Below are 24,983 nucleotides of genomic sequence, written 5' to 3' on the forward strand. Positions count from 1 at the left end.
GCTTCCTCGAAAGCAGGGTCTATGCCAAGTTGCAAATGCCCTGATTATTGGAGCGTTATCAGCCTTTTAACGAGCATCTCTGATAGGTGGAGCCGGTCGGCTCAAAATACCGCAGACTACGAAATAGGCAAACAGTTCAATATCTGTGCAAACAGGTGCTCCGTCGGGCGGATCGGCACGAAACGTGCCTGTTGAAAAGGCGTTTGGACCAGGGAAGTGGCATGGAAGTTCTAACCACCGCCGAGATGCAGCGGGCTGATCAACTCAGCATCACGGCCGGCACGCCCGGCTTCAAGCTGATGCTGAGCGCCGGCCAGGCGGTTGCCGAAGCCGCCAACGCGCTGGTGGAGGAGGGCCCGATCTTGATCGTGGCCGGTCCCGGCAACAATGGTGGCGACGGTTTTGTCGCAGCCGCCGAACTCGCCGCCCAGGGCCGCGATGTCTCGGTGATTCTGATGTGCGAGCGCGACCAGCTCCAGGGTGATGCGGCCTCGGCTGCGCGCGGTTGGAAGCACCCGGTGCTGCCGTTCAATCCGCAGGCGATCGGAAGGCCGGCGTTGATCATCGATGCGCTGTTCGGCGCAGGTCTTAGCCGTCCCGTCGACGGCGAGGCGCGCGCGATGATCGAGGCGATCAACGCCAACGGCGCGATGGTTCTGGCCGTCGATTTGCCGAGCGGCATCAACGGCACCGGCGCGGCCGTGATGGGGGTGGCGGTGAACGCCACCGAGACCGTCACTTTCTTCCGCAAGAAGCCCGCGCATTTGCTGCTGCCGGGCCGCATGCATTGCGGCCGCGTGCGTGTTGCCGACATCGGTATCGACGCACAGGTGCTCGACGAGATCGCGCCACAGACTTTCGAAAACGATCCGGATTTCTGGGGCGCTGCTTTCCCGGTGCCGCGCATCGACGGCCATAAATACGCGCGCGGCCACGTGCTGGCGGTGTCCGGTGATGCGGCTGCGACCGGTGCGGCGCGTCTCGCCGCCCGCGGCGCCTTGCGCGCCGGGGCGGGCCTCGTGACGCTCGCGACCCCGCGCGATGCGCTCGTCATCAACGCAAGTGCGCTGACGGCGGTGATGGTTCGTCCCGTCGACACCGTGGTCGAGTTCGGCGAGTTGCTCGGCGACAAGCGCTACAATACCTGCATGATCGGTCCCGGTGCCGGCATCGGCGAGCGCACCTGCGATATGGTTCACACCGCGATCTCGGCGCAGCGCCATGTCGTGCTCGACGCCGATGCACTGACGAGCTTCGCCGCAAATCCCGAGCGGCTGTTTGAGTCGATCAAGTCTTCGCCTGATGCGCGGGTCGTGCTGACGCCGCATGAGGGCGAGTTTCCGCGCCTGTTCTCCGACCTCAGCAACAAGACTCCGGGCCGCTCCAAGCTCGAGCGCGTGCGCGCTGCCGCCGAGCGTTCAGGTGCAATCGTGCTCTTGAAGGGCCCCGATACCACGATTGCCGCGCCCGATGGTCGCGCCACCATTGCCGCCAACGCGCCGCCCTGGCTTGCCACGGCAGGCGCCGGCGACGTGCTCGCCGGCATTATCGCGGGTCTTTTGGCGCAGGATGTGCCGGCGTTCGAAGCCGCCAGCATCGGCGTCTGGATGCATGGCGAGGCGGCCAGCGAAGCGGGGCCGGGGCTGATCGCCGAAGATCTCACCGAGACGCTGCCGGCGGTGCACCGGCGCATCTATAACGCGCTCGGGATCGAGTACTGATGCTCACGCCGCTCGCGCTCACCGACATGGGCGCCGCAGCGCAGGTTCATCGGATCGCCTTCGATCGTGCGATGCCGTCGCTCGCCGGACTGCATACGCCGGACGAGGATCACTGGTTCTACCGCGAACGCATCTTTCCGACCTGCCGCGTCTGGGGACGCTTCGACGGCGATGAGCTCTGCGGAATCGTCGCCTTCCGCGAGGGTTGGATCGAGCAGCTCTACGTCCGACCCGCCGCGCAGGGCCGCGGCATCGGCACCGAACTTCTCAACGTCGCCAAAGACAACAGCGAGCAGCTCGAGCTCTGGACCTTCCAGCGCAACACGCCGGCGCGGCACTTCTACGAAGCGCGCGGGTTCAGGCTGGTCGAGGGGACCGACGGGGCGCGGAACGAGGAGAAGGAGCCCGACGCTCGGTACGTTTGGACACGAGCGGGTCGTTAGATCACTCCACGGCGTACCACCGCACCAGCCGTGGTGCGGTCCAATCCGTCACCACGGATTCGATCAGCCATCGGCCCTGTGAGGTCGCAGCGAAGGCGATACGCTGGGTCTGGCCGGGCTCAAGGGCGAGCGTGTCGAGCCAATAGGGCTTCCAGCCATCATCGAGCCGGTCGAGCAGGCGGAAATGGTGGCCGTGCAGATGGAAGACGGTCGTGATCGGGGAAGGGTTCTTCAGGGCCAGCACGACGGTGCGGCCGACCTTGGTGCGGAAGGCCGGGGCGGAGGCGGTGGAGAAATTGGCCGTTCGGGTCCAGCCGGCCTCGGTCGTGCCAACCGCGACATCGAACCGCAGGGCGCCTTTCAGGTCGAGTTTTTCGGGAAGGTCGTTCGGCGGGAGCGGCTGCGACGGTGGCAGCGACGCGCGTCGCTCAGCCTTGCCGGAGACGGCGAGGCGCCCGATCGGGCGCGCCTCCTTGCCGTCGTGCAGCACGAATGCGGCTGAGGCGGCCGCGTCCACGAAGGCATCAGCGCGCGCGCCAGGAGCCAGCACCAGGGCGCCATTGCGGGCCGGGAAGGGCTCGGCCGGCTGTCCGTCCAGCGCGATCACCTGGACTTCATGGCTTTCCAATTTGATTGCCAGAACAGAGCGTTGCGAGCCGTTGATGAAGCGCAGCCGCAGCCGCTCGCCGGCCGCGGCTGAGAGTTCGAATGAAGTCCGCCCGTTCAGCGTGTAGAGCGGGGTGCTGCCCGTGGCGTCGCGGCCCGGCGGAAGCGCCGTGCCATCCGGCTTCATGCGCCATTCCTCGATCAACAGAACCTCGTCGCGGTCGTTGGTGACGGGGCTCGTCTCCGCGGCGATGATCGGGAGCGGGCGGGCCGGCTGGTTCAGGCGGTCTTCAAAGAGCCGGAAGTTGGCCAGCAAGGTTCCCGCGTTTGATATTGAAATAATTGATGTTTCAGTCGATCCCGGCGCTGTGGGCGCCCGTCCCGCCAGCGGATCGGCTACGGTTGTGCCATCGAGGCCGTACCAGGCTGGGGCAATCGGCACAGGCAGGTCGTTCCGAAAGACCACTTCGCAGCGGTCCCCGCGCTTAAGGCGCACATTCCCGATATGGCTTGCGGCGGCCAGCTCCCAGATCGGTGTAGCCGGCTGATCCGGCCCCAGAGCCAGCGTGGCTGGCCTTGCCTGCAGGAGGACCTGGGCGGTGGGAAGCGGGACCGCGCCGCCGGTGGTCAACCCGGCAACAGAGGCCCCCAGGGAAGCACCGACTCCGGCCAAAACCTCTCGTCTGGTGGGGTCGAAAATCCGCGGTTTCATGGGCTCGATCCGGACCACGCCGCGCTGGATAAGTCCAGCCATCATGCCTACTTGGAGAGTGCCTCGATCAGGCCATTTTTTTGCTGCGAACAGTCGGGCACATGCTATAAGCCCGGCCGCCCGCGGCATCGCGGCCGGTCTTGATGCAAATTCACGCGGGCGTGGCGGAACTGGTAGACGCGCTGGATTTAGGTTCCAGTGACGAAAGTTGTGGGGGTTCGAGTCCCTCCGCCCGCACCAAGCGCTTATCGCGTTTGCACGGATTACCGAAGGGCCTCGCTCCGCGCGGATGATTGTCCGCTCGGGGCAGGGCTCTGATGAACCACCGGCGTTGAGGCGTTAGCCTCGCGCCGGATCGATTGATGACAGCGTCCTGATGCGCGATGAGTGCCGGGACCGAACGAGAAGAAGATTGGACGCCATGCAGGTCACAGAAACCCTCTCGGAAGGCTTGAAGCACGAGTTCAAGATCAGCGTTCCCGCGTCCGATCTCGACGCCAAGGCTGGTGCCAAGCTCGTCGACCTCAAGGACAAGGTGCGCCTCAACGGCTTCCGTCCCGGCAAGGTGCCGGTCGGTCACCTCAAGAAGGTCTATGGCCGTTCGGTGATGGCAGAGACCATCGACCAGACCATCCGCGACACCAACACCCAGCTCTTCACCGAGCGCGGTTTCAAGCTCGCGACCGAGCCGAAGATCACCATGCCGACCGAGAAGGCCGAGGTCGAGGAACTGCTCTCGGGCAAGTCCGACCTGACCTACACGGTCACGATCGAGGTGGTGCCCGCGATCGCGCTCGCCGACTTCAAGGCCTTCCAGGTCGAGAAGCCCGTCGCCGACGTGTCCGATTCGGACGTCGACGAGGCGATCAAGCGCATCGCCGACAGCAATCGCGGCTATGCCCCCAAGGGTGAGGGCGAGAAGGCCGCCTCTGGCGACCGCGTCACCATCAACTTCAAGGGCACCATCAACGGCGAAGCCTTCGAGGGCGGTACCGGTGAGGGCATCCAGGTCGCGATCGGCTCCAACACCTTCATCCCCGGCTTCGAGGAGCAGCTCATCGGCATCGGCGCGAACGAGACGCGCACGCTGAAGGTGTCGTTCCCGAAGAACTACATGAGCGAGAAGCTCGCGGGCCAGCCGGCCGAGTTCGAGACCACCGCGACGCTGATCGAGGCGCCCCAGGATCTCACCATCGACGACGAGTTCGCCAAGACGCTCGGACTGGAATCGCTCGACAAGCTCAAGGAAGCCGCGCGCGAGCGGCTGACTGCCGAGTTTGCCGGTGCAACGCGCCAGCGCGTCAAGCGCGCGCTGCTCGACCGTCTCGACGAGGCGCACCGCTTCGAGGCGCCGCCCTCGCTCGTCGACGAGGAATTCAATCTGATGTGGAACTCGGTCAGGGCCGAGATGGATTCCGCCGGCAAGACCTTTGCCGACGAGGACACCACGGAGGACAAGGCGAAGGAAGAGTACCGCAAGATCGCCGATCGCCGCGTGCGTCTCGGCCTCGTGCTCTCCGAGATCGGCGAGAAGAACAAGATCACCGTGACCGACGACGAGGTCGGCCGCGCCGTGATCGAGCGCGCGCGCCAGATGCCGGGCCGCGAGAAGGAAGTCTGGGACTTCTATCGCAACAACGCCCAGGCGTTGGCGCAGCTTCGCGCGCCGATCTACGAGGACAAGGTCGTCGACTTCATCCTCGAACTCGCCAACGTGACCGAGAAGAAGGTCTCGCGCGAGGACCTGTACAAGGACGACGAGGAAAAGACTGCAGCCTGAAGGCTTTGAGACAGTTTTCTATTAAGGATGATCAGCGAAGGGGCCCAGCTAGCCAGATGGCCGGCTGGGCCTTTTTGCGAGAATCAGCTTCAAGTGCCAAAGGGGATCAGGTCGATTAAGCCTTAATTCGCTCCGCACTTGTCTGGTGCGAATTGGGCTATATCTGTCGGTACCTACGCGTTCTGCCTCTATCAACTTCCTGCATCACGGGACGTCCATCGGCCTTCCGGCACATCCAGCCTGACTGGTAGCCAAGACTGGCGATGTCCGCCTCTAAAACCCTAGGTGACTCATGCGCGATCCGGTTGAAACCTACATGAACCTCGTGCCCATGGTGGTCGAGCAGACCAACCGTGGCGAGCGCGCCTACGATATCTTCTCGCGCCTGTTGAAAGAGCGCATCATCTTCGTGACCGGACCGGTCGAGGACGGCATGTCGACACTGATCGTCGCGCAGCTCTTGTTTCTCGAGGCGGAAAATCCGAAGAAGGAAATCTCGATGTACATCAACTCGCCGGGTGGCGTGGTGACGTCGGGCCTTGCGATCTACGACACCATGCAGTTCATCCGCCCGCCGGTTTCCACGCTGTGCACGGGCCAGGCGGCCTCGATGGGCTCGCTGCTGCTCTGCGCCGGCGAGAAGGACATGCGCTTCTCGTTGCCGAACGCGCGCATCATGGTGCATCAGCCCTCCGGCGGCTTCCAGGGCCAGGCCACCGACATCATGCTGCACGCGCAGGAAATCCTGAACCTGAAGAAGCGGCTCAACGAAATCTACGTGAAGCACACCGGCCAGACCTACAAGACGATCGAGGACGCGCTGGAACGCGACAAGTTCCTGACCGCCAACGACGCCAAGGAGTTCGGCCTGGTCGACAAGGTCATCGATAAGCGCGCCGAAGAGGCCGCGGCTGCGAAGGCCCCGTAAGGCTTACCGGGATGGCAACTTTGATCCCCGGGAATGCCGGGGATCGTCAGCACGGCGTTCACGTTAAGGACGCGTTCGCAAAGGCGCAAAAAGCCGGTTTTGCGCCCTGCGACAGGCAGAAAGTTCCGCTTTCGTGCTCGTTATTTCGTGGTAATCCAGCAACGCTGGCGTGATTTCGGTCACTTCGCCCGTGCCAAGACGTGAAATCACGGTATTGTCACGGGTAGCCGGCGGCCCCCCGATTAGCGAATTCTTGATAGTCGGGTGACAGCATGGTTGGCTACGAATGATCGGCTATGATCGCGGAGAATCGAGTGACCGTGATTCGCACGGGATGTAACGCGTAGGTCTTTTTTGGTACGGAATTTGCTCTATTTGAATCCCTTACCCGCCAACGTTTCGGGATGGGACGATCGAGCGGACGGGATCGAACCGCGGACGGAGACATGAATGAGTAAGGTCGGCACGAGCGACTCCAAGAACACGCTATATTGCTCGTTCTGCGGCAAGAGCCAGCACGAAGTTCGCAAACTGATCGCGGGTCCCACGGTCTTCATCTGCGACGAATGCGTCGAGCTCTGCATGGACATCATCCGCGAGGAGAACAAGTCCTCGCTGGTCAAGTCGCGCGACGGCATTCCGACGCCGAAGGAAATCTGCAAGGTGCTGGATGATTACGTCATCGGCCAGAGCCATGCGAAGAAGGTCCTGTCGGTCGCGGTGCACAACCACTACAAGCGCCTCAACCACCAGACCAAGCACAACGACGTCGAGCTCGCGAAGTCGAACATCCTGCTGATCGGTCCGACCGGCTCGGGCAAGACGCTGCTCGCGCAGACGCTCGCCCGTATCCTGGACGTGCCGTTCACGATGGCGGATGCGACCACGCTGACCGAAGCCGGCTATGTCGGTGAGGACGTCGAGAACATCATCCTGAAGCTGCTCCAGGCCGCGGACTACAATGTCGAGCGCGCCCAGCGCGGCATCGTCTACATCGACGAAATCGACAAGATCAGCCGCAAATCCGACAATCCCTCGATCACGCGCGACGTGTCGGGTGAGGGCGTGCAGCAGGCGCTGCTGAAGATCATGGAAGGCACGGTGGCTTCGGTCCCGCCGCAAGGGGGCCGCAAGCATCCGCAGCAGGAATTCCTGCAGGTGGACACCACCAACATCCTGTTCATCTGCGGCGGTGCGTTCGCCGGCCTCGAGAAGATCATCTCGGCGCGCGGTCGGTCGACCTCGATCGGTTTCGCGGCGCAGGTGATGGCGCCGGAAGATCGCCGGACCGGCGAGATCTTCCGTCACGTCGAGCCCGAGGATCTGCTGAAGTACGGCCTCATCCCAGAATTCGTCGGCCGTTTGCCTGTTGTGGCGACGCTTGAGGATCTGGACGAGACGTCGCTGAAGAAGATCCTCACCGAGCCGAAGAACGCGCTGGTGAAGCAATACCAGCGGTTGTTCGAGATGGAGAACATCGAGCTGACCTTCGCCGACGAGGCGCTTGGCGCGGTTGCCCGCAAGGCGATCGAGCGCAAGACCGGCGCGCGTGGTCTGCGTTCGATCCTCGAAGCGATCCTGCTCGAGACCATGTTCGACCTGCCGGGCCTGGAAGGTGTGGAAGAAGTCGTGATTTCCCGCGAAGTCGTGGAAGGAACGGCCCGTCCGCTCTACATCTACGCCGATCGGACCGATCGTGCGGTCGAGAACGCCAGCGCCTGATTTCTCGGCGCTGGAACGCTTCCTATCGTCTTTCACGGTAGCGGCTGCGGAATTGTAATCCGCAGCCGGAATTGCGTCGCTTATTTGCGTGCGTAAGCGCCTGATGGCGCGCGTTTTTCAATGACTTGACACCCCCCGGGTCGATAGCCACCTAATGTCGGCGGCGAGCGAGAATTCTGTTCAAGATTCGCCTTAATTTCGATCCGGCAAGCCCGGTCCAACCTTCGCATGGTAGGCCGGGTTTTGTGGATCACCTCGGCACCTTGTGGCGGTTGCGCATGAGAAGCGGGCTGCGTGCGAGGGGGCAAAGCAAAAGGAAAAGGCCATGACTAATCCAAAACCCCGGCCAACCATCGTCCATGGCGAGACGCACGCCTATCCCGTGTTGCCGCTGCGCGATATCGTCGTCTTCCCGCACATGATCGTTCCGCTTTTCGTCGGTCGCGAGAAGTCGATCCGCGCGCTCGAAGAGGTGATGAAGAACGACGCGCTGATCATGCTGGCGACGCAGAAGAATGCGTCCGACGATGATCCGGCACCCGATGCCATTTACGAGACCGGTACGCTTGCCAGCGTGCTGCAGCTCCTGAAGCTTCCCGACGGCACCGTGAAGGTGCTGGTCGAGGGGCTCGAGCGCGCGCGCGTGGCGAAATACACCGATCGCGCCGACTACTATGAAGCAACCGCAATTGCGCTCGCCGACACCGATGCGAAGTCGGTCGAGGCTGAAGCACTTGCGCGCTCGGTCGTGTCCGACTTCGAGAGCTATGTGAAGCTCAACAAGAAGATCTCGGCCGAGGTCGTCGGCGTCGTGCAGGCAATCACCGATTTCGCCAAGCTCGCCGACACGGTTGCCTCGCATCTCGCCGTCAAGATCGCGGATCGGCAGGGAATCCTGGAGACGCTGTCCGTCACCACGCGCCTGGAGAAGGTGCTGGGTCTGATGGAGAGCGAGATCTCGGTGCTGCAGGTCGAGAAGCGCATCCGCTCGCGCGTCAAGCGCCAGATGGAGAAGACGCAGCGCGAGTATTATCTCAACGAGCAGATGAAGGCGATCCAGAAGGAACTCGGCGACGACGACGGTCGCGACGAGCTCGCCGATCTCGAAGAGAAGATCTCCAAGACCAAGCTCTCCAAGGAAGCGCGGGAGAAGGCGCAGCATGAATTGAAGAAGCTGCGCCAGATGTCGCCGATGTCCGCGGAAGCGACCGTCGTGCGCAACTACCTGGATTGGCTGCTGTCGATCCCGTGGAACAAGAAGTCCAAGGTGAAGAAGGATCTGGAAGCGGCCCAGGCCATTCTGGATTCCGATCACTACGGCCTTGAGAAGGTCAAGGAACGCATCGTCGAGTATCTTGCGGTGCAGTCGCGCGCCAACAAGCTGACGGGCCCGATCCTGTGCCTCGTCGGTCCTCCCGGCGTCGGCAAGACCTCGCTCGGCAAGTCGATCGCGAAGGCGACCGGCCGCGAGTTCGTGCGCGTGTCGCTCGGCGGCGTGCGCGACGAGGCCGAGATCCGCGGTCACCGCCGCACCTATATCGGCTCGATGCCCGGCAAGATCATCCAGTCGATGCGGAAGGCGAAGTCGTCCAATCCGCTGTTCCTGCTGGACGAGATCGACAAGATGGGCGCCGATTTCCGCGGCGATCCGTCCTCGGCCTTGCTCGAGGTTCTCGACCCCGAGCAGAACGGGACGTTTGCCGACCACTATCTGGAGGTCGACTACGATCTGTCGAACGTCATGTTCATCACGACCGCGAATACGCTCAATATTCCCGGGCCCCTGATGGACCGCATGGAGATCATCCGGATCGCCGGCTACACCGAGAACGAGAAGGTCGAGATCGCGCGCAAGCACCTGATCCCGAACGCGGTGTCCAAGCACGGCCTGGACTCCAAGGAGTTCTCGATCGACGACGACGCGCTGCTGCTTCTGATCCGCCGCTACACCCGCGAAGCGGGCGTGCGTAATCTGGAGCGTGAGCTCTCCACACTCGCCCGCAAGGCGGTGAAGGAGCTGATGATCTCCAAGAAGAAGTCGGTCAAGGTCACCGAGAAGACTCTGGAAGAGCTGCTCGGCGTGCCGAAGTACCGCTTCGGCGAGATCGAGAGCGAGCCGCAGGTCGGCATCGTCACGGGCCTCGCCTGGACCGATGTCGGCGGCGAGTTGCTGACGATCGAAGGCGTCATGATGCCTGGCAAGGGCAAGATGACGGTCACCGGAAACTTGCGCGACGTCATGAAGGAATCGATCTCGGCGGCGGCGTCCTATGTCCGCTCGCGGGCGATCAATTACGGCGTCGAGCCGCCGCTGTTCGACCGGCGCGACATCCACGTACACGTGCCGGAAGGCGCGACGCCGAAGGACGGTCCGTCGGCGGGCGTGGCAATGGCCACCGCGATCATCTCGGTCATGACCGGCATCCCGGTCCGCCACGATGTCGCGATGACCGGCGAGATCACGCTGCGCGGCCGCGTGCTGCCGATCGGCGGTCTGAAGGAGAAGCTGCTGGCCGCTGCCCGCGGCGGCATCAAGACGGTGCTGATCCCCGAGGACAACGCCAAGGATCTCACGGAGATTTCCGATGCGATCAAGGGCGGCATGGAGATCATCCCGGTCTCCCGCCTCGACGACGTCGTCGCCAAGGCGCTGGTGAAGAAGCCGGTGCCGATCGTCTGGGAAGAGGACACCAAGGTGACGGTGAAGCCCGACGGCGACGAAGCCGCCGGCGGCCTGACCGCTCACTGAGATCGCAATCCGAAAAGATGATAAAACGGCGCCTTCGGGCGCCGTTTTTGTTTTGGGGAAGGGGATGCAATGCAGGTCGACGGTCACTGCCATTGCGGAAAGATCACCTTCGAGGCCGAGATCGACCCCGAGGCGGTCTCGGTCTGCCACTGCACCGATTGCCAGGCCCTGACCGGCTCGCCGTTCCGTGTGACGGCCGTTTGTTCTGGGGCCGACGTCCGTCTCACCGGCGGCACGCCAAGGGTCTACGGCAAGCGTGGCGATAACGGCCGGATGCGCTTCCAGCATTTTTGCGCCGATTGCGGTTCCCCGCTGTTTACCAACGGCGAGGGCGATCAGGCCGACGATTGGGGCATCCGCTGGGGCGCGATCCGCCAGCGCGACGCCCTGCGTCCTGTCAGGCAGATCTGGTGCCAATCGGCCGCAGTCTGGATCGACGCCGTGCCGCTGCTGCCGGGGAGGCCGGGGGATTAGGTTGGCTTGCCTAGCCGAAGCTCGCGGCCCAAAGCCCGCCTTCGCCCGTTGGGCTTCGGCGAGGCAGCCTTCGCTTGCTTCGCATCAATGAGCACCTGGGCTGGCTTGCCAAGCCGTAGCCTGCGAAGCAGGCGAAGGCTGGTGGGCGGTCACGGATTCGAACCGCGGACCCTCTCGGTGTAAACGAGATGCTCTAACCAGCTGAGCTAACCGCCCCACGGCGCCTCTTTAGCCCTCCGGCGGGTGTTGGAGCAAGAGGCGGCCGCATGGCAAACCCCGCTCATTTGACCTCCGGATCGGTCTCCGACGTGGTATCACCCCGCCAAATTAGAAAATGACAGAGGCCCCCATGCAACCACTCAGCGGACACGAGCAAAACGCCGACCAGATCGCCTATTGGAACGGTCCGAGCGGCCAGCGCTGGGCCGATCGCCATGCGGCGCAGGAGAGCCTGCTCGGCCCCATCGCCGATGTGCTGATCGACCGCGGCAGGCCGAAGCCGGGTGAGCGCGTTCTCGATGTCGGCTGCGGATCGGGTGCGACGACCTTTGCATTTGCAAAGGCTGTGGCGCCCGATGGCTTGGCGCTCGGCCTCGACGTGTCCGAGCCGATGTTGTCGCAGGCGCGCGCATTTGCGCCGAAGGGGTTGCCGCTGGATTTCGTGCTGGCGGATGCGACGGTGCATCCGTTCGAGCCGGCGAGCTTCGATCTGCTGGCCTCGCGCTTCGGCGTGATGTTCTTCGCCGATCCCGTTGCGTCCTTCAGCAACCTCCGCCGGGCGCTCAAGCCCACCGGGAGGCTCGCTTTCGTCTGCTGGCGCGAGCCCAAGGAAAACCCGTGGATGATGGCGCCGCTGATGGCGGTCTACAAACACGTGCCGAAGATGCCGCCGGTCGGGCCGGAAGAGCCGGGCCCGTTCGCCTTCGCGTCCGAAGAGCGCGTGATGCGCATCCTGAAAGGCGCGGGCTTCGCGGACGTAGCGATGGAGCCGCATAATCTGCCGATGGACATCGCAATCGGCGGCGGGCTCGACGCCGCTGTCGACGGCTCGCTTCAGATCGGCCCTGCCAGCCGCGCGTTGCAGGGCCATCCGCCGGAGACGTATGCTGCGGCCAAGGCGTCGATCCGCGAGACGCTTGCGCCGTATCTCAAGGGGCAGAGCGTGGCGCTGCCGGGCGCGATCTGGATCGTGACGGCGAAGGCGTCGTAGGCGCAGCTCTCTCACACCACGTCATCCGGCGCCAGCGCGCAGCCATTGTCCGCATGCGTCTCGACCTGCAGCGTGGTGTGGCCGATGCGGAAGGTCGTTTTCAGCAACTGTGCGGTCTCCATCAGGAATGCGTCGGCCGTGCCGGCGGGCATGACGAGGTGGCAGGTCAGCGCCGTCTCGGTGGTCGAGATCGGCCAGACGTGGAGATCGTGAATCGCCGAGACGCCCGGGCGTGCCAGCAGGAACGCCTTGATCGCGGCGAGGTCCGTGCCCTTGGGGGCGGCGGCCATCGACATGTCGATGGAGCCGCGCAAAAGGCTGGTGGTGCTCCAGAGAATGGTGCCGCAAATGACGAGGCTCGTGACGGGGTCGAGCCAGAGCCAGCCGGTCCAGATGATCAGCGCCGCCGAGACCACGACGCCGAGCGAGACCGCGGCGTCGGCCGCCATGTGCAGATACGCGCCTTCGATATTGATGTCGTCCTTGCGGCCGCTCGCGAACAGCATGGCAGTAAAACCGTTGATGAGGATGCCGATGCCGGCGACCACCATCACCGTGACACCCGCGACCGGCTCCGGCTCGCGCAGGCGCAGGATCGCTTCCCAGCCGATCGCGCCGGTTGCGACCAGCAGGAACACGGCGTTGGCCAGCGCGGCCAGAATGGTGGAGGCGCGGAAGCCATAGGTGAAACGTCCACTCGGCGCGCGCCGCGCCGCGATCGAGGCGCCCCAGGCCACGACCAGGCCGAGCACGTCAGACAGATTATGGCCGGCGTCGGCGAGCAGGGCCGTGGAGTTGCCGATATAGCCGTAGATCCCCTCGGCCACGACCAGCGCGGTGTTGAGCGCGATGCCGATCGCGAACGCCTTGCCGAAATTGGCGGGCGCGTGGGCGTGTCCGGCACCATGAGCATGATCATGATGATGGCCGTGACCATGATCATGCCCGTGGTCGGCATGATCGTGGTGGTGACCGTGATGGTCGTGACTGCCCAAACCTAGCGCTCCCCGGACGTCGCCAAATCAGGCGCCATTGTAGGCGTTTCATTTGTCACGTCACGGCGGAACAGCACGTAGAGCGCCGGCAGCACCAGTAGCGTCAGGATGGTCGAGGAGATGATGCCGCCGATCACGACGGTCGCGAGTGGCCGTTGCACCTCGGCACCGGCACCGGTCGCAAGCGCCATCGGTACGAAGCCGAGCGAGGCGACGAGGGCCGTCATCAGCACCGGTCGGAGCCGCGTCAGCGCGCCCTCATACACGGCCTCGGCAACGGATCGCCCCTCGCTGCGCAGCCGCTCGATGAAGGCGATGATGACGAGGCCGTTGAGCACGGCCACTCCGGACAGCGCGATGAAGCCGACCCCGGCACTGATCGACAGCGGGATGCCGCGCAGCAGCAGCGCCGCGACGCCGCCGGTGAGGGCCAGTGGCACGCCGGAGAACACCAGCGCCGCGTCGGCCGCCGACCCCATGCCCATGAACAAAAGCAGGAACACCAGCAGCAGCGCCACCGGCACGACGATCGTCAGTCGCTTGGTGGCGGAGACCAGTTGCTCGAACTGGCCGCCCCAGCCGATCCAGTAGCCCGGCGGCAGCTTGACCTTCTCGGCCACCGCGTCCTGCGCCTCTGCCACGAAAGAACGCAGGTCGCGGCCCCTGACATTGGCCATCACCACCACGCGGCGCTTGCCGTTTTCGCGGCTGATCTGGTTGGGGCCGGGCGCGATCTCGATTGCGGCAACGGAGGACAGGGGCACATAGCGGAGCGCGGCGCCCGAAGTCCCGGACCAGGCGGTCTTGGTGACAGGCGTCGCATCCTCGGCCGGTGGCAAGGGGATCGGCAGCGACTTGATCGCGTCCGGATCGGCTCGCAGGCTCTCCGGCAGACGCACCACGATGTCGAAGCGGCGGTCGCCCTCGAACAGTTTTCCGGCCGGCTTGCCACCGATCGCGATCTCGACGAGGTTTTGCACCTCACTGAGGCTGAGGCCGTAGCGCGACAGCGCCTGGCGGTCGAGCTTGACGGTGAGGATCGGCAGGCCCGCGACCTGCTCGGTCTTGACGTCGGCTGCGCCCTCAATGCCGCGAACGACGCCGTTGACCTGCTGGGCGATGCCGGCGAGCACGTCGAGATCGTCGCCAAAGATCTTGACGCCGACGTCGCTGCGGATGCCGGCGATGAGCTCGTTGAAGCGCATCTGGATCGGCTGCGTCATGCCATAGGCGGTGCCGGGCAGGGTGTTGGCGGTGCGCTCGAGCTCGGCGACCACCTCGTCCTTCGGTTTGGCGGGATCCGGCCATTCGTTGCGCGGCTTGAGCGTGACATAGGTGTCGGCGACATTCGGCGGCATCGGATCGTTAGCGATCTCGGCGGTGCCGATCTTGGAGAAGATGGTCGCGACTTCGGGCACCTGCTTGACCGCCTGCTCCAGCCGAAGCTGCATGTCGACGCTCTGGGTGAGGCTGGTGCCGGGAATCCGGATGGTCTCGATGGTGATGTCGCCCTCATCCAGGCTCGGGATGAACTCGCCGCCCATGCGCGTTGCGGCAAGCAGGCTACCGGCGACGATCAGCACGGCACCGAGCGCAACGCTGCGGCGATAGCGGATGGCGCGGTCGAGCAGCGGCACGTAGAACCGCTTGGCCGCGCGCATGAAGATGTTCTCCTTCTCGGCAACTTTTCCGGTGACGAAGATCGCCACCGCGGCCGGGACGAAGGTGACCGACAGCAGCGCGGCGCCCGCAAGCGCCATCAGCACGGTCAGCGCCATCGGCGTGAACATCTTGCCCTCGGTCCCCGTCAGGGTGAGGACCGGCAGATAGACCACGGCGATGATGAGCGTGCCGAACAGGCTGGGCTTGATGACTTCACTGCTGCCCGCGCGGATGGTCTGGAGCCGCTCGTCCAGCGTCAGCAGCCGGCCACGCCGGTGCTGCTCGGCGGCGAGCAGCCGCAAGCAGTTCTCGACGATGATGACCGCACCGTCGACGATGATGCCGAAATCGATGGCCCCGAGACTCATCAGATTGGCGCTGACCTTGCTCTCGACCATGCCCGTGATCGTGAACAGCATGGACAGCGGAATGACGCAGGCCGTGATCAGGGCGGCCCGGATGTTGCCGAGAATCAGGAACAGCACAGCGATCACCAGCGCGGCGCCCTCGACGAGGTTTTTCTCGACGGTCTGGATGGTCGCTTCCACCAGATGCGTGCGGTCATAGACCGCACGCGCGATCACGCCGTCGGGCAGTGATTTCGCGATCTCGTTGAGCCTTGCCGCGACGCGTTGGGCCACGCTCCGGCTGTTCTCGCCGATCAGCAGCATGGCGGTGCCGAGCACCGTCTCGCTGCCGTTCGCTGTCGCAGCACCCGAGCGCAAATCCTGGCCCTCGCTGACTTCGGCGACATCGCGGATGCGGACCGGCACGCCGCCGCGGGAGCCGATCACGATGTCGCGGATGTCGGCGATATCTGCGACCTGGCCGGGGGCACGGACGAGATATTGCTCACCATTGCGTTCGATGTAGCCGGCGCCGACGTTGGCGTTGTTGGCGGCCAGCGCGGTCATGATGTCGCGGAAGCCGAGCTTGTAGGCCATCAGCCGGCCGGGGATCGGCAGCACATGGAATTGCCGCTCATAACCGCCGATCGAGTTGACCTCGACCACGCCGGGGATGGTGCGCAGCTGCGGCTTGATGATCCAGTCCTGGATGGTGCGCAGCTCCGTCGGCGTGAACTCGGTGCCATCAGGCGACTTCGCGCCGGCCTTGGCCTCGACGGAGTAGACATAGATCTCGCCGAGCCCGGTCGAGATCGGGCCCATCGCGACCTCGGTGCCGGCGGGCAGCTGATCCCTGGCCTGCTGGATGCGCTCGTTGACGAGCTGCCGGGCGAAATAGATGTCGGTGCCGTCCTCGAACACGACCGTGACCTGGCTCAGCCCATAGCGCGAGATGGAGCGCGTATAGTCGAGTTTTGGCAAACCGCCCATCGCGGTTTCGATCGGGAAGGTGATGCGCTGCTCGGCTTCGAGCGGCGACAGACCCGGCGCGCGCGTGTTGATCTGCACCTGCACGTTGGTGACGTCGGGCACGGCGTCGATCGGCAGGCGGGTGAAGTTCCAGACGCCGAAGGCGCCGGCCGCGAGTGCGAGCAGGACCACCAGCCAGCGCTGGCGGACCGAGAAGGAGAGGAGCGCGTCAATCATGATCGGCGTCTCCCTTGCCCATCTCCGCCTTCACGACGAAGCTGTTCTCGGCGACGTAGCGTTCGCCGGCGGAAAGACCGGCGCGGATCTCGACGAATTTCGGATCGGAATCGCCAAGCTCGACCGGGCGTGCCTCGATCTTGTCGTTGTCCTCGCGCACGAAGACGATCGTCTTGTTCTCCAGCGTCTGGATCGCGCTCCGGCGCACGGCGACCGCGACATTGCGGGCGGCGAGGACCAGCCGCGCCGTGACGAACAGGCCGGGACGCAGGCGTCCGTCGGGATTTGGCAGCACCACGCGGGCGAGCGCGGTCTGGGTCTCGCTCGACCCGATCGGGGCGACGTAGGAGATCGTACCCTTGATCTCGCCACGGCCGTCATCAGGATCGATCAGCACCTCGTCGCTGAGGCGGACGCGCTTGAGGTCCTGCCGGTAGATCGAGAGATCGACCCAGATGGTCGAAAGGTCCGCGACGACGAAGGCCGGCTTCTGCTCGGAGGCATATTCGCCGAGCGAGATCTGCCGCTCGATGACGGTGCCGGCGATCGGCGCCCTCAGCTCGTAGACCGTCAGGCTCTGGTTGCTCTCGATGGCGGCGAGCAGGTCGTCCTTGCCGACCTTGTCGCCGATGCGCTTCTGGATCGATTTGGCGAGGCCCGGGAAGCGCGGCGTCACCTGCACCACGGCTTCCTGATTGGCGCGCAGGATGCCGTTGAAGGAGAGCGTGTCGGTCAGCGTGACGCTCGCAGCTTCCGCCAGCGTCACGCCGGCGGCCGCGAGCTTGACGTCGGAGATGCGGATGCGGTCGGCGCCGTGCTCGTCCTGCTCGACATGGTCGTTGGGCTTCTCCGGCTTCTTCTCCGTGGCTTGTTCGCTGGGAGCGACCTTGGCGGGGGCAAGCTGGGAATAGCCGTAAGCGCCGAGTGCTGCGGCAACGATGGCGACAAGGATGGCGGAAGGGGTCTTCATCGTGCGCTCTCCCGGGCCAGTGCAAAGGGATTGCCGACGAGACCTTCGATGGTGGCAACGCCGGCGTGGAAGTTTTGCAGCGCTTCCTGCTCGCGCAGCCGCGCCTGGGTCACGCTCGCCTGGGCATCGAGCACTTCGAGCAGGGTGAAGCGGCCCTGGCCGTAGCCCTGCGAGATCGCATCGGCCGCCTCAGTTGCCTTGGGGATCGCGATCTCTCGCAGCACCGCAAGCTCGCGCAGCGAGCCCTGTAGCGAGTCGTAGGCGCGGCCGGCGACCACGATCAGCGTGTTGCGGTTGGCCTCGCGCTCGGCGCGGGTCTTGGCGAGGCTTTCCTGCGCCGAGAGGATGTTGCCCTGGTTCTGGTCGAACACCGGGATCGGCACCGACACGGTGAGGCGAACTGCGTCGTCATTGGTCTCGTTGAAATGGCGCCAGCCGGCGGCGATCCGCACGTCGGGATAAGGCTTGAGGCGTGCCATCAGCAGTTCGGCGTTCCGCTGCGCATACACCGCGGTCCAGCGCACCAGCTGCGGATTGGCATCGATGGCGGCGACCACCGACTGGAATGTCGGCGGCTTTCCCATGGTGTCGAGACGTCCGGAGACCTCGCCGAACCTTGCCACGGGATCGCCCATCAGCACGGCAAGCTCGCGCCGGGCGCTGGCCAGCGTCCCCTTGAAACGCTCGCGGTCGGCCTTCACCAGGGCGGAGGCGACCTCGGCGCGGCCGGTCTCGGCGGGTGAGGAGGCGCCGGCCTCGACGCGGCGGCGCAACAGCGGCGTCAGCTTGTCGATTGCGCTGATCTGCTCGTCGAGGATCTGGATGCGCCGCTGCGCACCGAGCACGCTGAGGAAGGCGATCGCGGTTTCCGACAGCACCTCCAGCCTGATCGCCTTGCGCTGGATCGAAGCGACTTCGATGCCGGCTGCCCCCGCCGCGATCCGCGCGTCGCGCTTGCCGAACAGCTCAAACGCTTGGCTGATCTGAAGCGTGGTCTCGGCCGATTTGGTGCCCCGATAGATGCCTGACCCGAGCGAATTGTCCTGTTCATAGGACAGTTCCGGATTGAGCAGGGCGCCCGCCTGGAGGCGCTGGCCGGTGGCGATGCCGACATCGCGTTCCGCGGCGGTCAGGCGTGGGCTCGCAGCCAGTGCGCGCGAGAGTGCAGCGCGCATCGTGAGCGTCTGGGCGTGAGTGTGCTGCGTCAGCCAGGGGCTGACCAAAATCGCCATCGCGCACGAGAAGCGCGCGGCCGTCCGTCTGCAAGACATGAAGGTGACCTGTGAACAATCGCATCGTGGGCGCACGCGGCGCCCGGCTGATCAGTTCAGGTCAATTGTTTGGGGGGCCGGGAGTCGGTATCGGGCGCAATGCCGATCAGTGCGGGCGCGCGCTGGGCGACCGGCGCGGCTACGATGGCAGCCGCGACGTCCGGCTGCGTCGACTGCGTGACGGCGATCGAGAAACAACCGTGGCAGTGATGGCCGCCGAGCGCCTTGTGATCGCCATGGCCGGAACCGTTGTCGAGGATCGAGGCGATCTCCGAGCCGCCTGAGGGGCTGGTGACATCAATGTCGTGCGCGCCGTGCAGGACGCCAGAGAGCAGGTACATGATTGCCACCAGCACAGCCACAAGCCCGCGCCAGTTGCGCGAGGACCAAAAGCTATGGAGGCGGCGGGTTGTAGTCACGAGGTCACTCAGTTCCCGATCCGCTTCGGTAGCATGGCGGCTGGAATGGTGTCGACCTGCAATAATGTTACGTGTGGGGAACTCGATGTCGCATAGTGGGCAAACACGAAAAGGCCCCAGCCCGGGGCTGACCGGCTGAGGCCTTTTGTGCTCACAATCTTCATCCGTTGGGACTTGCAGAGACAATTCGGGTCTCAGCAGTTCGTTCCCGCTGCCTGCCAAAATTAGGAACGTTCTCCGGTCCCCCTCATTAGCGCCCCGGAGCCTTTGAGGAGGATGGGACTATGGACGGACTGATTTATCTGATCGGCCTGATCGTCGTGATCATGGCCATCCTGTCGTTCTTCGGCCTGCGCTAGCGAGAACAGCGATGGCCATCGAAACTCTCATGCAGGACAACGTCATGGAAGGCGGCTTCATCGCCGCCGAAGAACGCCGGAGCATCCAGTGGAGCTCCGTCATCGCCGGCGCTTTTGCGTCCGGCGCAATGTCGTTCATTCTGGTCAGCTTTGGCGTGGCCATCGGCCTCGGTGTCAGCTCGGCCTCGCCGACCTGGCGCGATGCATCGGCGGCGCTCGCGCTGCTGTCGGGATTCTATCTGATCGTCCAGGCGATCATCAGCTTTGGAGTTGGCGGCTACATCGCCGGCCGGACGGCACGACCGGCGCCGGCGCTGGCGACGATCGAGGATGATGGCGAGCGGCGCGACGGGCTTCACGGACTGACGTCCTGGGCGTTGGCGGTGCTGATCGGCGCGACGCTGCTGGCGGTCATCGGCGCGGCGGCGATCGAACGCTCGCCGATGCGAAGCGCGAGTGGCAATGCGAGCTCCGCCGAGCCGCTGCTGAGCTATGAGCTCGACAAGCTGTTCCGTGCCCCGCGGCGGCCGCCCAACACGGATATGCGGGAAGCGCGTGCCGAAGCCGGCCGCATTCTGATGACTACATCGAGCCACAGCGGCATCAGCGTCGATGATCGCGCCTACCTCATTCAGCAGGTTGCTGCGCTGACGGGATTGGGTGCGCCCGACGCCGAGCGGCGTGTCGATGCCTCGATTGTCGACTCCCACGCCGCGATCAACCGCGCTAGGCGGAATTCGGTGATTGTCGCCTTCTCGGTTGCAGCGGCGGCCCTGATCGGCGCCGCCGTGGCTTGGGTTGCGGCCGTTGCCGGCGGGCGGCACCGCGATGGCGAGCCGATGCCGAACTGGATGGCGAGTTCGAACCGCTTCCATCGTGGTCGGCGCGCAATGCCGGTGCCGTAGGAGAAGGCTTACTTCAAGCCTTCTCCTCCCAGATCATCGCGAGATGCACGATGGTCTGCACCGCCTTCTCCATGTCCTGACGGCTGACCCATTCGAGCCGCGAGTGAAAAGCGTGCTCGCCGGCGAAGATGTTGGGGCAGGGCAGGCCCATGAACGAGAGCCGCGAGCCATCGGTGCCGCCGCGGATCGCGGTGCGCATCGGACGCAGTCCCGCGCGGCGGATCGCCTCGATGGCGTATTCAAGGATGTGCGGGTGACGGTCGATCACCTGCTTCATGTTGCGGTATTGCTCGCGGACCTCGACTTTGTAGGTCGAGCGCGGATACTCCTTCATCACGTCCTTGACGATCCCCTCGAGCAGGACCTCCTTCTCCTTCAGCCCTTCCTCGGTGAAGTCGCGCACGATGAAGGACAGGGTCGCCTGCTCCAGCGCGCCCTCGATGCCGACGGGGTGCAGGAAGCCCTGCTTGCCCGCGGTCGTCTCGGGCGAGCAGCCCTCCTTGGGCAGGCGCTCGACGATGGCCGCCGCGATCTTGATCGCGTGCTCCATCTTGCCCTTGGCATAGCCGGGATGGGCGCTGACGCCGGTGATGGTGATGGTGGCGCCGTCGGCCGAGAAGGTCTCGTCCTCGACCGAGCCCGCGGTCTCGCCGTCCATGGTGTAGCCGAAATCGGCCCCTAACTTCTTGATGTCGACATTGTCGACGCCGCGGCCGATCTCCTCGTCCGGCGTGAACAGGATCTTGATGGTGCCGTGCTTCACATCGGGATTGTTGATGAAGAAATGCGCGGCATCCATGATCTCGGCGACGCCGGCCTTGTTGTCGGCACCTAACAGTGTGGTGCCGTCAGTGGTGATGATGTCGTTGCCGATCTGGTGCTTCAGCGCGGGATGTTCAGCGAAGCGGATCACCTGGTTGGGATCGGCCGGCAGGGTGATGTCGCCGCCACGATAGTTCTTGACGACCTGCGGCTTGACGTCCTTGCCGGTGACGTCGGGCGAGGTGTCCATGTGCGAGCAGAAGCAGATGACCGGCACCTTCTTAGGTGTGTTGGCCGGGATCGTTCCATAGACATAACCGTAATCGTCGAGATGGGCATCCGCGACGCCCATGGCCTTCAGCTCGGTCACGAGGACGCGGCCGAGATCCTTCTGCTTCTCGGTCGATGGCGAGGCCGGGGAATTCGGATCGGACTGGGTGTCGATGGTGACGTAGCGCAGGAAGCGCTCGGTCACCGTATGCGCGAAGGTCAGGGACATTTCTGGTCAAACCGCCGGGTCTTTTGGGGGAAGATGGACAGTATATCAGAAAAGCAGGCCGGGTTGCGGCGCGACCGGCGCGGATTCAGGCTTAACGAAAGGTAGCGTCAGATCGCCTCTTTCAGTTCTTTGACCGGGCGGAAGGCGACCTTCTTGCTGGCCTTGATGTGGATTGCCTCGCCGGTGGCAGGATTGCGACCGGTGCGGGCGGCGCGCTTGCGGACCTGAAGAATGCCGAGCCCGACGATGCGGACGCGATCGCCTTTCTTGAGGTGCTTGGTGATCAGGTCGACCATGTCGGTCAGGACGGCCTCGGCGTGCTTCTTCGAAAGATCCTGGCTTTCCGCGATGTCGGCGGCGAGGTGCTTGAGCGTGATCGTGGCTGGAGCAGCAGCTTTCTTCGCCATGTCTGGCCTCCTCGGGTGTCGCGCGGAAGCCTGCCGGGGCTTCCCAAACTGCCAAGTTCCCGCAGGCCTAGACGATTCGGGATGGGACTGACTATGCCGGCCGTCCGGCGGCGGGATTTTCGCATGGTTTCTCAAGCAAATCCGGCCGTTTCCGCTGGCCCCACGCGAGCTCAGCCGTAATATCCGACGCAGGCGTCGTCGATCGGCCGGAGGATTCTACTGCTAAGTTTTTGAAGATATTGCCAAAAATGGCGCGAGAGACGGGGCTCGAACCCGCGACCTCCGGCGTGACAGGCCGGCGCTCTAACCAACTGAGCTACTCCCGCGTGACGCGTATGTGTCCGCGCGGAACGAGGGGGGACTTAAAGGGGGGACATGGTGAAGTCAAGGACGTTGCGCGCACGTGGCGCAAACGCCTGTTGGCGCAGGGCGGGACCGTATCGCTACGGCCCGGACGCCTGCCGCGGGGCGCCGAATCAATCAATGGTGTTACAAGCTCCACAGGCAATTTCCGGGGACAATTGGCTTGACCGTCGGCTCGCGCGCCTTCCAGAACGCAAGGCTCCAGAAGAAATTCAAGAAGGACGCAGATGCCGCGCTGGCGGTGGCCCATCAGGCCTTTGCCAATGGACGGCTCGCCGACGTCGAGACGCTGTGCCGGCGGATCCTCGAGGTGCTTCCCGACCATTTCGATACGCTGCATCTGCTCGGGGTCTGCCTCAGCAACGATCGGAAGCGGCTGGAGGAGGCCGAGCAGGTCCTGCGCGCCGCGATCGCGGTCAGCCCGCGTGCGGCCAACGTCTATTGCGACCTCGGCACGGTGCTGTTCGATCTCAAGCGCTATGAGGACGCGCGGGCCTGTCAGGAGAAGGGAATCGCGCTCAATCCGAACTTCCCGATGGCCCTCACCAATCTCGGCAATACGCTGATGCATCTGGCGCTGCCGCTGGAGGCGCTCGAACTGCATGAGCGTGCCATCCGCTTGAAGCCCGACTATGCCGACGCTTATTGCAATCGCGGCATGGTCGAGCTGCGGATCGGGAATTTCGAGCAGGCGGCGCAAAGCTTCGAGCGCGCGCTCGCGTTCCAGCCGAAGCACCAGGAGGCGATGGCCGGCCGCGGCATCGCGTTGTTGGAACTGAGGAACTACAGCGCTGCCGAAATGGCCTTGAACGCGGCCCTTGCGCTCAAGCCGGCCAATGCGAAGGTCCTCGCACATCGCGGGCGGCTTCATCTCCAGCTACGGCACCTCGATCAGGCCAATGCGGATGTTGACGCGGCGCTTGCGCTGATGCCGACGCTCGAACTGGCTTTGCGAACCAAGGCCGCCGTCAGCCTGATGCTGCACAACGCAACCCAGGCGATGGCGGCCAGCAAGAAGCTGCTCGAGCTCAATCCAAAGTCCATGATCGCCATCAACCTGATGGGGGCGTGTTTTGCGAGCCATGGCGACATCGAGACGGCCATCGAGCATTACGACCGGGCACTCGAGATCTATCCGGCTTACAGTGATGCGATCACCAACAAGATATTTGCCCTGGATTTCCTGCCGGGCGCGGACTTCGCAATGCTGCAGGATGCGCGCAAATCCTGGTGGGATGCGATCGGCTCGGTGCATGCGCGGCGAAGCCTCGCGCCACGGCAACGCGATCCGGAGAGGCGGCTGGTGGTGGGTTATGTCTCCGGCGACTTTCGGCGGCATTCGGCAGCCTTCATCTTCATGCCGGTGCTGCGCCACCGCGATCGCGCCGATTTCGAGATCGTCTGTTATTCCAACTCGCCGCTTCAGGATGAGATGACCGACGAGTTTCGCTCGTTCGCGGATCGCTGGGTGGACGCGGTGTCGTTGACGGACGACGAGTTGGCCGATCGCATCGAGGCCGATCGGGTCGATATTCTCGTCGACCTCTCCGGGCATTCGTCCGGCAATCGCCTGGGGGCTTTTGCACGCAAGCCCGCGCCGATCCAGGTGTCCGCCTGGGGCGCGCCGACCGGCACGGGTCTGAAGACCATGGACTATGTCTTTGCGGACCCGGTCGCGATTCCCGAGGCGGCGCGGCCCGAGTTCGCCGAAAAGATCCACGATTTGCCATGCATGCTGACGATGTCGGAGCCCGCGCCGGGCTTGTACCGGCCGGATTTGCCGATGCTGCGCAACGGCTATGTCACCTTCGGCAGCTTCAACCGGATCGACAAGATCTCCAAGGAGGTGCTGCCGGCGTGGTCGAGGCTGCTGCGTGAGCTGCCGGGATCGAAGCTCGTCATCAAGCACCGTGCGCTCGATGACACGGGCCTCCGCGACAGCCTGATCGCCCGCTTTGGCGAACATGGGGTCAGCCCGGAGAGCGTGGTCTGCCTGGGGGCGAGTGGGCGCGACGAGCACCTCGCCGAATATGCCCGGATCGACATCTCGCTCGATCCGTTCCCGCAGAACGGCGGCGCCGGCACCTGGGAATCCCTTCACATGGGCGTGCCCGTGATCGCCAAGCTCGGCCAGACGACTTCGGGGCGGGCTGCGGGCGGCATCCTCCGGGCGATCGGCCTCGACGACTGGGTGGCGGAGGATGACGAAACCTACATCGCCATCGCCAAGCGGTTTGCCGGGGACCCGGCTGCGCTGGCCACGCTGCGGCAGGAGCTGCCGGCCCGGATCGCGGCCTCCGCGGCGGGCAATGGTGCGACCTACACCCGCTACGTGGAGGCGGCCTACCGCCAGTTCTGGCGGGAGTATTGCGCGGCTCAAGCCCATTGATTCAATAGCTTGGCCTGAACTCTTGAGGCTCTACCAAATGCAAAAGGCCGCCCCGGGGCGGCCATTTCGTCTCAAACCGGATCG

At 64.5% G+C, this 24,983-nt stretch carries 18 protein-coding genes and 3 tRNA genes; 11 read left to right on the plus strand and 10 right to left on the minus strand.

Features of this window, described 5'->3' with window-relative positions:
- Window positions 1-221: 221 nt before the first annotated feature.
- Both JQ587_RS04445 and JQ587_RS04450 read left to right on the plus strand, forming a co-directional pair.
- Window positions 222-1,721 (plus strand): NAD(P)H-hydrate dehydratase, encoded by a 1,500-nt coding sequence (locus JQ587_RS04445; RefSeq protein WP_212300975.1) that lies wholly within the window; start codon window positions 222-224, stop codon window positions 1,719-1,721.
- Window positions 1,721-2,164: a GNAT family N-acetyltransferase gene (locus JQ587_RS04450; RefSeq protein WP_212424516.1), complete on the plus strand. Its 444-nt coding sequence runs from the start codon at window positions 1,721-1,723 to the stop codon at window positions 2,162-2,164. The genes JQ587_RS04445 and JQ587_RS04450 overlap by 1 nt, the downstream gene beginning before the upstream one ends.
- Before the next feature lies 1 nt (window position 2,165).
- Here JQ587_RS04450 and JQ587_RS04455 read toward each other — a convergent pair whose 3' ends face one another.
- Window positions 2,166-3,482 carry a multicopper oxidase family protein gene (locus JQ587_RS04455; RefSeq protein WP_212424517.1) on the minus strand — a complete coding sequence of 439 codons (1,317 nt, stop codon included), beginning with the start codon at window positions 3,480-3,482 and terminating at the stop codon, window positions 2,166-2,168.
- A 155-nt stretch (window positions 3,483-3,637) separates the two neighbouring features.
- Between JQ587_RS04455 and JQ587_RS04460 the strand changes: the two genes are divergently transcribed.
- The 6 genes from JQ587_RS04460 to JQ587_RS04485 all read left to right on the plus strand — a co-directional run bounded on the left by JQ587_RS04460 (window position 3,638) and on the right by JQ587_RS04485 (window position 11,135).
- A tRNA-Leu gene (locus tag JQ587_RS04460) sits at window positions 3,638-3,722 on the plus strand.
- Between the two features lie 181 nt (window positions 3,723-3,903).
- Window positions 3,904-5,262, plus strand: coding sequence for a trigger factor (tig, locus tag JQ587_RS04465; protein WP_212300972.1), 1,359 nt, complete (start codon window positions 3,904-3,906; stop codon window positions 5,260-5,262).
- A gap of 292 nt (window positions 5,263-5,554) precedes the next feature.
- Window positions 5,555-6,190 (plus strand): ATP-dependent Clp protease proteolytic subunit, encoded by a 636-nt coding sequence (locus JQ587_RS04470; protein ID WP_212300971.1) that lies wholly within the window; start codon window positions 5,555-5,557, stop codon window positions 6,188-6,190.
- Between the two features lie 450 nt (window positions 6,191-6,640).
- Entirely contained in the window at window positions 6,641-7,912 is a 1,272-nt protein-coding gene (gene clpX, locus JQ587_RS04475; RefSeq protein WP_018642420.1) for an ATP-dependent Clp protease ATP-binding subunit ClpX, read from the plus strand.
- Window positions 7,913-8,237: 325 nt separating this feature from the next.
- Window positions 8,238-10,661, plus strand: coding sequence for an endopeptidase La (gene lon / locus JQ587_RS04480; RefSeq protein ID WP_212300970.1), 2,424 nt, complete (start codon window positions 8,238-8,240; stop codon window positions 10,659-10,661).
- Window positions 10,662-10,730: 69 nt separating this feature from the next.
- Window positions 10,731-11,135 (plus strand): GFA family protein, encoded by a 405-nt coding sequence (locus JQ587_RS04485; RefSeq protein WP_212424518.1) that lies wholly within the window; start codon window positions 10,731-10,733, stop codon window positions 11,133-11,135.
- 139 nt (window positions 11,136-11,274) lie between these two features.
- Here the strand turns inward: JQ587_RS04485 and JQ587_RS04490 are convergent.
- Window positions 11,275-11,351 (minus strand) — tRNA-Val (locus tag JQ587_RS04490).
- 133 nt (window positions 11,352-11,484) lie between these two features.
- Between JQ587_RS04490 and JQ587_RS04495 the strand changes: the two genes are divergently transcribed.
- A complete protein-coding gene (locus JQ587_RS04495; protein WP_212424519.1) occupies window positions 11,485-12,345 on the plus strand; it encodes a class I SAM-dependent methyltransferase in 861 nt (286 codons plus the stop codon).
- A gap of 11 nt (window positions 12,346-12,356) precedes the next feature.
- On the opposite strand, the gene JQ587_RS04500 is transcribed toward JQ587_RS04495, so the two are convergent.
- From JQ587_RS04500 to JQ587_RS04520, 5 genes are read right to left on the minus strand one after another with little or no spacing between them, the layout of a single operon-like run.
- Window positions 12,357-13,340, minus strand: coding sequence for a cation diffusion facilitator family transporter (locus JQ587_RS04500; protein WP_212424520.1), 984 nt, complete (start codon window positions 13,338-13,340; stop codon window positions 12,357-12,359).
- Between the two features lie 2 nt (window positions 13,341-13,342).
- Entirely contained in the window at window positions 13,343-16,555 is a 3,213-nt protein-coding gene (locus JQ587_RS04505) for an efflux RND transporter permease subunit (protein ID WP_212424521.1), read from the minus strand.
- Window positions 16,548-17,525, minus strand: coding sequence for a divalent metal ion exporter adaptor subunit IhpB (ihpB, locus tag JQ587_RS04510; protein ID WP_212424522.1), 978 nt, complete (start codon window positions 17,523-17,525; stop codon window positions 16,548-16,550). The genes JQ587_RS04505 and ihpB overlap by 8 nt, the downstream gene beginning before the upstream one ends.
- Window positions 17,522-18,796: a divalent metal ion exporter subunit IhpA gene (gene ihpA, locus JQ587_RS04515; RefSeq protein ID WP_212424523.1), complete on the minus strand. Its 1,275-nt coding sequence runs from the start codon at window positions 18,794-18,796 to the stop codon at window positions 17,522-17,524. The genes ihpB and ihpA overlap by 4 nt, the downstream gene beginning before the upstream one ends.
- A gap of 56 nt (window positions 18,797-18,852) precedes the next feature.
- A complete protein-coding gene (locus tag JQ587_RS04520; protein WP_249154172.1) occupies window positions 18,853-19,137 on the minus strand; it encodes a hypothetical protein in 285 nt (94 codons plus the stop codon).
- A gap of 448 nt (window positions 19,138-19,585) precedes the next feature.
- Here JQ587_RS04520 and JQ587_RS04525 point away from each other — a divergent pair, with 448 nt between their 5' ends.
- Window positions 19,586-20,479, plus strand: a complete 894-nt coding sequence (locus JQ587_RS04525; RefSeq protein ID WP_212300963.1) for a hypothetical protein — start codon at window positions 19,586-19,588, stop codon at window positions 20,477-20,479.
- Between the two features lie 13 nt (window positions 20,480-20,492).
- On the opposite strand, the gene pepT is transcribed toward JQ587_RS04525, so the two are convergent.
- The 3 genes from pepT to JQ587_RS04540 form a co-directional block, all read right to left on the minus strand.
- Window positions 20,493-21,740, minus strand: a complete 1,248-nt coding sequence (gene pepT / locus JQ587_RS04530; protein ID WP_212424524.1) for a peptidase T — start codon at window positions 21,738-21,740, stop codon at window positions 20,493-20,495.
- A gap of 107 nt (window positions 21,741-21,847) precedes the next feature.
- Entirely contained in the window at window positions 21,848-22,147 is a 300-nt protein-coding gene (locus tag JQ587_RS04535) for an HU family DNA-binding protein (RefSeq protein WP_211411587.1), read from the minus strand.
- 249 nt (window positions 22,148-22,396) lie between these two features.
- Window positions 22,397-22,473 (minus strand) — tRNA-Asp (locus JQ587_RS04540).
- 200 nt (window positions 22,474-22,673) lie between these two features.
- Between JQ587_RS04540 and JQ587_RS04545 the strand changes: the two genes are divergently transcribed.
- Window positions 22,674-24,899, plus strand: a complete 2,226-nt coding sequence (locus JQ587_RS04545; RefSeq protein WP_249154173.1) for an O-linked N-acetylglucosamine transferase family protein — start codon at window positions 22,674-22,676, stop codon at window positions 24,897-24,899.
- Window positions 24,900-24,983 lie beyond the last annotated feature (84 nt).

This window comes from Bradyrhizobium manausense, from assembly GCF_018130615.1.
In the GTDB taxonomy this organism is placed as follows: domain Bacteria; phylum Pseudomonadota; class Alphaproteobacteria; order Rhizobiales; family Xanthobacteraceae; genus Bradyrhizobium; species Bradyrhizobium manausense_A.

What these genes read in the sequence shown, in the direction of transcription:
- JQ587_RS04485 (WP_212424518.1), top strand. Translation starts at nt 10,731, where the DNA reads ATGCAGGTCGACGGTCACTGCCATTGCGGAAAGATCACCTTCGAGGCC.
- JQ587_RS04470 (WP_212300971.1), top strand. Translation starts at nt 5,555, where the DNA reads ATGCGCGATCCGGTTGAAACCTACATGAACCTCGTGCCCATGGTGGTC.
- JQ587_RS04525 (WP_212300963.1), top strand. Translation starts at nt 19,586, where the DNA reads ATGGCCATCGAAACTCTCATGCAGGACAACGTCATGGAAGGCGGCTTC.
- ihpB (WP_212424522.1), bottom strand. Translation starts at nt 17,525, where the DNA reads ATGAAGACCCCTTCCGCCATCCTTGTCGCCATCGTTGCCGCAGCACTC.
- ihpA (WP_212424523.1), bottom strand. Translation starts at nt 18,796, where the DNA reads ATGTCTTGCAGACGGACGGCCGCGCGCTTCTCGTGCGCGATGGCGATT.
- JQ587_RS04450 (WP_212424516.1), top strand. Translation starts at nt 1,721, where the DNA reads ATGCTCACGCCGCTCGCGCTCACCGACATGGGCGCCGCAGCGCAGGTT.
- JQ587_RS04455 (WP_212424517.1), bottom strand. Translation starts at nt 3,482, where the DNA reads ATGAAACCGCGGATTTTCGACCCCACCAGACGAGAGGTTTTGGCCGGA.
- JQ587_RS04520 (WP_249154172.1), bottom strand. Translation starts at nt 19,137, where the DNA reads ATGTACCTGCTCTCTGGCGTCCTGCACGGCGCGCACGACATTGATGTC.
- pepT (WP_212424524.1), bottom strand. Translation starts at nt 21,740, where the DNA reads ATGTCCCTGACCTTCGCGCATACGGTGACCGAGCGCTTCCTGCGCTAC.
- JQ587_RS04495 (WP_212424519.1), top strand. Translation starts at nt 11,485, where the DNA reads ATGCAACCACTCAGCGGACACGAGCAAAACGCCGACCAGATCGCCTAT.
- clpX (WP_018642420.1), top strand. Translation starts at nt 6,641, where the DNA reads ATGAGTAAGGTCGGCACGAGCGACTCCAAGAACACGCTATATTGCTCG.
- tig (WP_212300972.1), top strand. Translation starts at nt 3,904, where the DNA reads ATGCAGGTCACAGAAACCCTCTCGGAAGGCTTGAAGCACGAGTTCAAG.
- JQ587_RS04445 (WP_212300975.1), top strand. Translation starts at nt 222, where the DNA reads ATGGAAGTTCTAACCACCGCCGAGATGCAGCGGGCTGATCAACTCAGC.
- JQ587_RS04535 (WP_211411587.1), bottom strand. Translation starts at nt 22,147, where the DNA reads ATGGCGAAGAAAGCTGCTGCTCCAGCCACGATCACGCTCAAGCACCTC.
- JQ587_RS04505 (WP_212424521.1), bottom strand. Translation starts at nt 16,555, where the DNA reads ATGATTGACGCGCTCCTCTCCTTCTCGGTCCGCCAGCGCTGGCTGGTG.
- lon (WP_212300970.1), top strand. Translation starts at nt 8,238, where the DNA reads ATGACTAATCCAAAACCCCGGCCAACCATCGTCCATGGCGAGACGCAC.